This window comes from Pueribacillus sp. YX66, from assembly GCF_041725775.1.
Classification (GTDB): Bacteria; Bacillota; Bacilli; order Bacillales; family UBA6769; genus Pueribacillus.
Genome location: NZ_JBEUEL010000079.1, coordinates 1 through 1,305, shown reverse-complemented (window position 1 = coordinate 1,305; position 1,305 = coordinate 1). Strand labels below are relative to the sequence as shown.

Annotated in this window: 1 protein-coding gene; it reads right to left on the bottom strand. The window is 43.2% G+C overall.

The window, feature by feature from the left end; genetic code table 11:
- Positions 1-801: group II intron reverse transcriptase/maturase (gene ltrA, locus ABU914_RS15370; RefSeq protein WP_379670569.1), on the bottom strand; the 801-nt coding region annotated here is incomplete at its 3' end.
- Between the last annotated feature and the right edge of the window lie 504 nt (positions 802-1,305).

The window sequence follows — 1,305 nt, the reverse complement described above, 5'->3', positions numbered from 1 at the left end:
GAATTTGCGTTTCCACGGGCGGTCTACCGCACTCTTCAGTTCGTTTACTTTTAGTTTTAATTTGTTTTCAATAAATTTCGTCATGTTTTCCATCGTTCGTAGGCCCGCTCGTTTCGAGCGGACATATATGTTACAGTCGTCTGCATAACGGACGAAACTAAGCCCTCTTGTTTCCAGTTCTTTATCGAGTTCATCTAGAACGATATTAGACAATAACGGGCTTAGTGGACCGCCTTGTGGTGTACCTTCATTATTCGGTTTGACGAGTCCGTGTTCCATTACACCTGACTGTAAGTATCTACGAATGAGTTGTAAGACCCTTCGGTCTTTCACTCGTTCACTTAGCTTGTTCATCAGCTTATCATGATTCACTTTATCGAAGAATTTCTCTAGATCTATATCGACAACCCACCGTTTTCCTGCTTTAATGTAATTCCTTGCTTGTCTTACTGCGTCATGTCCTCGTTTATTTGGACGAAAGCCATAACTATGGTGTGAAAACGTCGGGTCATATATCTGAGTAAGAACTTGTGCGATAGCTTGTTGAAGAAAACGATCTATCACGGTGGGGATACCTAGTTTCCTGATACCACCGTTCGGCTTCGGGATTTCGACGCGACGTATTGGTTTCGGTTGATAGGTACCCGAAAGGATTTCATCCTGTAGGACATGCCAATGCTCGACGAAATACTCCCGTAGGGATTCTACTGGCATTTGGTCGACACCGTGACTTCCTTTATTTTTCTCTACCTGCTTTAATGCAAGTAATAAGTTTTCCCGTGATAGAATTCTTTCTAGCATGATATCCGACTCCTACGTGAATTACCTCTCTTCTTGTGTCGCAATCACTTTCCGCCCTTCTACTCGCCCCCATTAGGATTCACCAATTCTTTCGAGTAGGAAGGATAATATGTTTCTGCTTCATTAAGTATTACGTACGCAAAGTGATAATTCTCCTTAAATGATTCAGCCCTTCCCACTCGTTCTAGAAACGTTTGGTACTATGGCTTCTGCTGACTTCTAGTAATTCAGCGAACATTCAACATGTTCGGTTATGCAATGAGTTGCACGTATTTACCAGACCTCCGAGGGTAAGCCCATATTCTTCCACTCCATCTCCCTACTTCATTTACTTTGTATATCCTTTGGCAGTAAGAACTTCGGTTTGTTTAGCAACCTCATTCAAATATACCCAGCCTTATATGAAGTTCGTGTTCCTTAGGGCGGAGATTTGCCGCCGACTTCCTTCAGGCTCCACCTCACGGTGGACACCCTTGTCTTAAGCTAATCGCTACTACTGCCTTC